We start from the raw sequence: 7,417 nt of genomic DNA on the forward strand, positions 1-7,417 counted from the left end.
GTGGAGGGGCCCCTCCACCAGCCTGCGGCTGGTCCCCCTCCCCGCGAAATCGCGGGGAGGATTTCAGAGCCTCCCATAACCCCCACCCCCCGGCGTCTCGATGACGAAGGCATCGCCCGGCGCCATCTCGGCCGAGTCGGTCGCGGTCAGCGCCTCCTCGCCCCCGTCGGCGCGCAGCACGCAGTTCACCCCCGGCGCCGCGTCTCCGCCCCCCTCGATCCCGCGCGGCGGCACCCGTCGCCGGTTGGAGAGGATCGCCGCGTGCATCGGCTCCAAAAACCGGATCTTCCGAACCACCCCGTCGCCGCCGTGGTGGGCGCCCTCCCCGCCCGAGCCTCGCCGAATCGCGAAGCGCTCCAGCACGACCGGAAAGCGCGTCTCCAAAATCTCGGGATCGGTCAGCCGGCTGTTGGTCATGTGCGTCTGCACCGCGCTTGCCCCGTCGAAGTTCGGGCCGGCCCCGGCGCCGCCCGCGATCGTCTCATAATATTGATGGGCCGCGTTGCCGAAGGTGAAATTGTTCATCGTCCCCTGGCTCGGCGCCAGCGCGCCGCAGGCGGCAAGCAGACAGTCGGTGATCACCTGGCTGGTCTCGACATTGCCTGCGACGACCGCGGCGGGAAAGCGCGGATCGAGCATCGAGCCTTCCGGCACCTTCAGCGTGATCGGGCGCATGCAGCCGTCGTTGAGGGGGATCGGATCGTCCACCAAAGTGCGGAACACGTAGAGCGTCGCCGCCCGGCAGATCGAGTAGGGCGCGTTGAAATTGGTTTCCTGCTGGTCGCTGGTGCCGCTGAAGTCGACCACCGCCGTCCGCGCCGCGCGATCGACCGTGACGGCCACCGAAACCACTCCGCCATTATCTATTTCATAGTTAAAACATCCGTCATTAAGCCTGTCGATCAAGCGTCTTACCGCCTCTTCCGCATAGGCCATGACATGCGCCATGTAGGCATCGATCGCGGCGCGGCCATATTCGCCCGCGACCCGTTTCAGCTCGCTCGCGCCGCGCGCGCAGGCGGCGACCTGGGCTTTGAGATCGGCGATATTGCGGCCCGGATTGCGCGCCGGCCATTCGCCCGAGCCGAGCAGCGCCCGCAGCTCCGCCTCGCGAAAGCGGCCGGCGTCGACGAGCAGGAAATTGTCGATCAGGACGCCTTCCTCCTGCACATTCTTGCTGTCCGGCGGCATCGATCCGGGCGCGATCCCGCCGATATCGGCATGGTGCCCGCGCGCCGCGACATACCAGGCCGGATCGGCCTCATCGTCGACGAAGACCGGCATGATCACAGTGATGTCGGGCAGATGCGTACCGCCGCGATAGGGTGCGTTCAGCACATAGACGTCGCCCGACAGCATCCCGCGTCCATCCTTGCCGCCGCCGCGTGCCTCGATGATCGTCCGGATCGAATCGCCCATCGAGCCCAGATGGACCGGGATGTGCGGCGCGTTGGCGACCAGTTGGCCTTCGCGGTCGAAGACGGCGCAGGAAAAATCGAGCCGCTCCTTGATGTTGACCGACGAGGCCGTGTTCTGAAGCGCCACCCCCATCTCCTCGGCGATCGCCATGAAGAGATTGCCCATCACCTCGAGCATCACCGGATCGACCTCGGTGCCCATCGCCGGCGCGGATTCGCGCGGGGTCGCGCGGGTGAGGATGAGGTTGCCGAGCGCATCCACTTCGGCCCGCCAACCAGGCTCGACCACCGTGGTCGCGGCGGGATCGATGATCAGCGCCGGCCCGGTGACGGTATCGCCCTCGGCCAGATCCTCACGATCATACAAGTTCCCCGGCGAAGGCCGGGGCCCAGGCGGCGCTTCCGCGCCGTTCCTTGCTTTGGACTGGACCCCGGCCCTAGCCGGGGAACAAGAAGCCTGTCCTTCCCCCTTCCCCACCGCCTCGGCGATCGCCGTCTCGACCACCACCGCCGTCTCCGGCGCGCTGAAGCCGAAGCGGGCGTGATGCGCTTCATCGAACTTGGCGCGCATCGCGGCGAAATCCCCGGCCTCCAGCTCGATCGTCGTGTCGCTGCCCTCGTAGCGCAACGCCGCGCGGCGGCGGATCTCGGGCGCCTTGATCCCCTGAGCTTTGAGCGCCGCCACGGCTTCCGCCGCCAATTCGGTGAGGACCTCATCGAGGTCTTCGCCGCCGAGGCTCCTCTGCCTCAGCTCGACCATGTCGGCGAGGCCCATGCCGTAGGCGCTGAGCACCCCGGCGAGGGGGTGGATCATCACCCGGCCGATGCCGAGCGCGTCGGCGACGAGGCAGGCATGCTGGCCGCCCGCGCCGCCGAAGCATTGCAATGTGTAGCGGGTCACGTCGTGGCCGCGCGCGATCGAGATCTGCTTGATCGCATTGGCCATATTCTCGACCGCGATCCGCACGAACCCTTCCGCCACCTCTTCGGGGGACTTCCCCGCTTCGGCCGCGATCTCCTCGCACCGCGCGCGCGAGGCGGCGGCGTCGATCGGCTGGTCGCCGTCCGGGCCGAAGACGCGAGGAAAATGCTCCGCCCGGATCTTGCCCAGCACGACGTTGCAGTCGGTCACGGTCAGCGGCCCGCCGCGCCGGTAGCAGGCCGGCCCCGGCACCGCCCCGGCGCTGTCCGGCCCGACCCGGAAGCGCTGGCCGTCAAAGCCGCAGACCGAGCCGCCGCCCGCCGCCACGGTGTGGATCTCCAACATCGGCGCCCGCACCCGCACGCCCGCCACCGCGCGCTCGCTGGTCCGCTCGTAAGTCCCGGCGAAATGCGAGACGTCGGTCGAGGTGCCGCCCATGTCGAAGCCGATCACGCGGTCGTAGCCCGCCTCCAGCGCGGTCTTGGCCATGCCGACGATGCCGCCCGCCGGGCCGGAGAGGATCGCGTCCTTGCCGCGGAAAGCGGCGGCGTCGGTGAGGCCGCCGTTCGACTGCATGAACATCAGCCGCCCGGCGCCGCCCAGCCCGGCCACCACCTTGTCGACATAGCGGCGCAGCACCGGCGAGAGATAGGCGTCGACCACGCAGGTGTCGCCGCGGCCGATCAGCTTGATCAGGGGTTCGACCTGATGGCTCGTCGAAATCTGGGTGAAGCCGATCGCCTCGGCCATCCGCGCCAGCGCCGCCTCATGCGCGGTCCAGCGCCAGCCGTGCATCAGCACGATCGCGAGCGCGCGATAGCCCTCGTCATAAGCAGCGTGCAGCCCGGCCCGTGCCGCCGCTTCATCGAGCGTCTTCTCGACCGTTCCGTCCGCCCGCACCCGCTCGTCCACTTCGATCACCCGCCCGTAGAGCGGCTCGGGGAGTACGATTTGCCGCGCGAAAATGTCGGGCCGCGCCTGGTAGCCGATCCGCAAGGCGTCGCCGAGCCCGGCGGTGATCGCCAGCGCCACCGCCTCGCCCTTGCGCTCGAGCAGGGCGTTGGTCGCGACCGTCGTCCCCATCTTGACCGCGCCAATCGTCCCGCCGCCCGCCTCGCCAAGAATCTGGGAGATCCCCGCCACCGCGGCGTCGTCATAGCGCTCGGGATTATCCGACAGCAGCTTCCTGACGATCGTCCGCCCGTCCGGCGCCTGGGCGACAATGTCGGTGAAGGTCCCTCCCCGATCGATCGAAAAGCTCCATGCCGCACGCATTTGGGCGGCCTAGCATCATGCGCCGCGCCATGCGACAGAGCAGCGCATGAGCGACGAACGCGACCCGCTGGACGAGGACGATCCGGTCAAGCCGAGAGAGGACGAGGACGGTTCGTTCACCTCGTCCGATTTCCACACCGTCACCCAGAAGCTGATCCTCAACGCGGCGAACGATATGCTCACCGAGGCCAAGCTCTCCTGGCCCGCCGTCCTGCCCTTCCTGGAGACGGCGCGCGACATGGCGCGGGGCGATTTCGAGCAGGCGAAGGTCCGCCTCCACACGCTCCAGGCGCAGGGCGAGCAATGGGTCGACGCGCGCGAGGCATTTCTCGGCATCTCGGTCGCGGACAGGGACGACGGCGAGGAATGGCTGGCCGAGACCTGGTGGATTTCCGAGATCGCGACCGCGGACGGCGATCCGGAGCAGGTCCGCGCGATCATCCGCGCACTCGAAAAGAGCATCGTCCTGCTGCACGTCTGGCTCGCCGAAAAAGAAGGCGGCGCCGAAGCGCCGCCTTACGAAACGTGAGACTGAGCAAGGGCTTAATTGCCTTCGCCGGTGACGCCCGCCTCATAGAGCTGGATGCAGCGGTCGTCGCTCGGGCTGCCCGAGCAGGGCGGGTAGCCCGTCTCGACCACCGGGCCGCCGACGCCGTCATGGACGAAGGTGCCGTCGCCCGAGGCGAGCTCGGCCGCTTCGGTTTCGCCCGCCACGACGTCGACCTTGCCGTCGCCCGCCATCGCGAGATCGGAATCGACCGCCTCATAGGGGCCGCCGACGCCGGTCAGCTCGTCCGAGGTGTCGGCGGAAGCCATGGCCTGGCTGCCGTCCGCAAGGCCGCCGGTCGGCTGGTTCCAGCTGGCGAGCGCGACTTCGACGCCCGGCTCGTAGAGCTGGATGCAATTGTCGTCGCCCGGGCCCGGATCGCAGGGCGGGTAATTGTGCGTCGCCGGGCGCGGCGTCAGGTCGAGCGTGCCGGCGTCGGCCGTCTCGAGCGGGCCGCCCATGCCGGTGTCGAGCGGCTTGCCCGCCTCGACCGCCTCGGCCAGCGTCATCTCCTGGCCCTTGTCGACGATCGCGGCGTCCACCGCCGCGGTGTCGAGCGTGCTCGTCGCGTCGACGCTCGCCGCCTCGATCGCCTTGTCGTCCATCGTCTTGGCGGCGCCCTCGAAGGCGTCGTCCCAGCTCGACGCGGCGGCGAGCTGCACCGCCTGGTTCGTCTCGACGCCGGCCTCATAGGCCGGGTCCTTGGCGAGCATGGTGCCGGCCAAAGCCGACGTGCTGAGCAGCAGTCCCGCCGCTCCGATCATGATCCGTTTCATTTCTTGGCCTCCGTGCCGATCCGGCGCGCGTCTCCGCTTCGCCGGGAGAGAAGCCCCCGTCGCTCACACTGAGTTCAGTGTTGTGTGCCCGCAAAACGACCTAGGTTAGGATTTGCTCCGTCGGCGGCGCGATTGCGGTTTTTAGAACTGCCCTTCGACGACGCGGACGAAGCCGCCGCCCGACTGCGCGAAGCCGACCGCGACCAAGCGCGCGCCGAGCGTGGCATCGCTCGGGCGGACGAGCAATTCGACCCGGTAGCGCCCGTCGGCGAAGAGGCGGATGACGAGCCGCTCCATCCCGCTCTGGCCGGCGAGCGGGACCAGCACCGCGTCGCCCGCGCAGGCCGCGTTGCCGCTCAGGCCCGCGGGCATGGCAAGGCCGCCGATCTCGCCCGCGACGGTCGCCCGGACCCGCCCTTCGGCGCGGGCGCAGAGGCCGTTGGCGAAGCCGGCGCTGAACTGCTCGAGCTCGAGCGCGGCGATCGGCAGCGGCGCGAGCAGGCCGCCGAGGCGGAACTGGCCGGTCACGTCGTCGAAGCCGAAGGCGTGGCGCGAGACGCTCGCCGCGCCTTCGAACGGATTGGTCTCGTCGTCCCGCGCCAGCGTCACCCGCGCCCGCCCGAGGAAGAGCGGGAGCGTGTTCAGCCGCGCGCTGACGTCGCCGATTGGCACCGGCCCCAATTGCGCCTCCCGGAGCGCGCCGAGCCAGACGCTGCCCGTCGCCTCTCGCGCGGCAAGGCCCTGGCCGCCGACTCCCAGCCAGCCGAGCGCGAGCCTAAGCGGCAGCAAGGCGAGCAGCGCGAAGGCGAAGGCGCCGAGGAAGAAGGCGGTGCGCCCCATCGGCAGGCGGAATCTCATTGCCCGCTCCGCGCCAGGAAGGCGGCCTCGACCGCAAGGGTCTGGTCGGCATTCGCCCGGGCGCGCAGCGACTCGACCGTGACGCCCTGGGCCTCGAGCCGCGCCACCCAGCCGAACAAGGCCTGCGGCCGCGCCGCGTCGATCGCGACCGTCGCCCGCGTCGGGCCCTGTCCCGCCACCCGCGCATTGGCAAAGCCCGCCTCGGTCGCGGAACGGCTGACGAGACCGTCGATCGGCAGCGCCGGGGCGCTCGCGGGCGAAGGGGCCGCGACCTGGGTCCGCGCCTTGGCCTCGGCCAGCGCGACCACCGCCGCGCCGTGCCGCTCCCTGGCGGCATCGAGCGCGTCGCCGAGCGGCCGCACCACCAGCAGCCAGCCGAGCAGCAATGCGAACAGGCCGAGCATGACGAGCAGCAGGCGCCGCTCCCGCTCGCTGCGCTGGCTCCACCACTCGCTCATGACGGCCGCACAATGAGCTCGGTGGTCGGGCGCCCCGCCGAGGTGGTGATCTCACCGCCTTCCACACGCAGCCCGCTCGCCTCGATCCGGCCGCGGAAGGCGGCGAGCGTCGCCGGAGTGTCGAGCGCGAGGCTGGCGGTGAGGCTGCCGTCCGGGCGGTATTCGAGCCGCGTCATCTCGACATTGGGGGTGGCGCGGATCGCCTCGAAGAACAAAGCGGCGGTCGGCCCGAAGCCGGGGCGGATGTCGGCACGCTCCGGGCCCGTGGCCGAAAGCGCGGCCGTCTCCGCCTCGGCCCGGTCGGCGGCGAAGGTGTAGCCGAGAATCAGCACGATCTGGACGAGCAAGGTGAGCGCGGCGAGGGCGAGGCCGAGCAGCACCAGCCGCCGCGTCCGTCCCGCCTCCAGCTTCCACTGCCGCCGCCTTGCAAAGGGTCCCTGGCGCAGGTTCAGCGGCGGCGCGGCGAGAATCGCGCTCAGCCCGGCTTCGAATTCCACCGCGTCGATCTCCGCCACCGGCGCGTCGCCGGTCAGCGCCCCGGCCAGCTCCGGCTCGATGCTGAACGCCGCGCCGAGGCCGCGATAGTCGGCGGTCTCGCCCGCGTCGCGGAGGACGAACCCCGTCCCCGGCACCGGCAGCAGCATTGGGGAGGGGAGGATCACGTCCGGATCGAGCCCGGTTCCCAGCCAACCGGCCATCCGCGCGTTCGGCACGAGCGCGATCGGGGTCAGCCCGCCTTCGACCCGCCCGACCGCGACATGCATCCGGTCGAGCGGCTCGGCGCTGGCGTCGGCGAGCATCAGCCGCGCCGCCGCCGCCGCCTGCGCATGGGTCAAATCGCCGGCCAGCTCCAGCCAATGGACCGCGACCTGCGTGCCCGGCACGGCGAGCGCCGCCCCGCTCAGCCCTTCGACGGCGAGCGCGGGCCCGAGCGTTCCGTCGTCCTCGACGAAGACGAGCGCCGCCGCGTCCCCCGTGTCGAGGGGCTCCGCCTCAGTTGACGATGTCGGCATTTTCCCCTTCGCCGCCCTCGCGTCCGTCCGCGCCCAGGGTCGAGATCGCATAAGGCTGCCCGCCTTGTCCCGGCGCGGTGTAAAGATAGGGCCGGCCCCAGGGATCGTTCTCCACCCGCCGGAGATGGCCCGCGGTGACCAGCGCCTGGA

Annotated in this window: 7 protein-coding genes; 1 reads left to right on the forward strand and 6 read right to left on the reverse strand. The window is 70.5% G+C overall.

The window, feature by feature from the left end; all coding sequences use genetic code 11:
- Positions 1-63 precede the first annotated feature (63 nt).
- Positions 64-3,615, reverse strand: a complete 3,552-nt coding sequence (locus ACT4N8_RS11930; protein WP_444858348.1) for a hydantoinase B/oxoprolinase family protein — start codon at positions 3,613-3,615, stop codon at positions 64-66.
- A 46-nt stretch (positions 3,616-3,661) separates the two neighbouring features.
- On the opposite strand from ACT4N8_RS11930, the gene ACT4N8_RS11935 reads away from it, so the two are divergent.
- Entirely contained in the window at positions 3,662-4,144 is a 483-nt protein-coding gene (locus ACT4N8_RS11935; RefSeq protein WP_444858349.1) for a hypothetical protein, read from the forward strand.
- 14 nt (positions 4,145-4,158) lie between these two features.
- Here ACT4N8_RS11935 and ACT4N8_RS11940 read toward each other — a convergent pair whose 3' ends face one another.
- From ACT4N8_RS11940 to ACT4N8_RS11960, 5 genes are all read right to left on the reverse strand, one after another.
- Complete coding sequence (locus tag ACT4N8_RS11940) at positions 4,159-4,938, reverse strand: hypothetical protein (protein WP_444858350.1); 780 nt, start codon at positions 4,936-4,938, stop codon at positions 4,159-4,161.
- Positions 4,939-5,079: 141 nt separating this feature from the next.
- Complete coding sequence (gene gspN, locus ACT4N8_RS11945; RefSeq protein WP_444858351.1) at positions 5,080-5,796, reverse strand: type II secretion system protein N; 717 nt, start codon at positions 5,794-5,796, stop codon at positions 5,080-5,082.
- A complete protein-coding gene (gene gspM / locus ACT4N8_RS11950) occupies positions 5,793-6,254 on the reverse strand; it encodes a type II secretion system protein GspM (protein WP_444858352.1) in 462 nt (153 codons plus the stop codon). The genes gspN and gspM overlap by 4 nt, the downstream gene beginning before the upstream one ends.
- A complete protein-coding gene (gspL, locus tag ACT4N8_RS11955) occupies positions 6,251-7,267 on the reverse strand; it encodes a type II secretion system protein GspL (protein ID WP_444858353.1) in 1,017 nt (338 codons plus the stop codon). The genes gspM and gspL overlap by 4 nt, the downstream gene beginning before the upstream one ends.
- The gene (locus tag ACT4N8_RS11960) at positions 7,248-7,382 is read right to left on the reverse strand and encodes a type II secretion system protein GspG (protein ID WP_444858354.1); all 135 of its coding nucleotides are present in this window, start codon (positions 7,380-7,382) and stop codon (positions 7,248-7,250) included. The genes gspL and ACT4N8_RS11960 overlap by 20 nt, the downstream gene beginning before the upstream one ends.
- Between the last annotated feature and the right edge of the window lie 35 nt (positions 7,383-7,417).

The organism is Sphingosinicella sp., from assembly GCF_052387495.1.
GTDB lineage: Bacteria > Pseudomonadota > Alphaproteobacteria > Sphingomonadales > Sphingomonadaceae > Allosphingosinicella.